Source organism: Vibrio sp. TH_r3, assembly GCF_033101115.1.
Lineage (GTDB): Bacteria > Pseudomonadota > Gammaproteobacteria > Enterobacterales > Vibrionaceae > Vibrio.
The window spans coordinates 1-526 of the sequence record NZ_JAWMPW010000087.1 but is presented as its reverse complement, the minus strand read 5'-3'; the positions used below and the strand labels follow the sequence as shown (position 1 = coordinate 526).

Genomic DNA, 526 nt, shown 5'->3' with positions numbered 1-526 from the left:
AGAAGCGCTTGACTACTGAAGCGACATTCCCAGAAATGGCCCTTACAAGTATCTTCTTCATTGGCACGTACTGCGATGTCATAATTGAGTTCTTTCATAAACCAACTCAAGCTCCACAAGCGATGCCGCCAGGATTCAATAAGGGCAAAACAAGCTTTTTCTTCGGCGGCACAAGTGAGCTGTCCAGCTAACCAACGGCTCACTTGTGTTGGCAATTTATGCTGCTCGCCCCAACGTTGTACTATTTGATGCAGTGATAAGCTTTGTGCTTGCTCTCGATTAAGATGGACAACTAAATGATAATGATTGCTCATAATAGCGTATGCGCAAATATCGACACAATAAAGTGAGGAAAGGGATTGTATTTTTTGCTCAATCCAAGCACGTCGGTGTTGGTAGTTTCGTTGGGTATATGGGTCGATGCCACATAAAAAGCCACGTCGAACACATCGAGAAACACAGTGGTAATAGGGTGTCGAATCAATAGAGACCAATCGGTTTCTCGCGGTTGTCATAAAGTATCCGA

The 526-nt window shown here is 44.1% G+C and carries 1 pseudogene; it reads right to left on the bottom strand.

What is annotated here, in order from left to right:
• Nucleotides 1–515: pseudogene (locus R3X26_RS18880) on the bottom strand (transposase); the annotation flags it as partial.
• Nucleotides 516–526 lie beyond the last annotated feature (11 nt).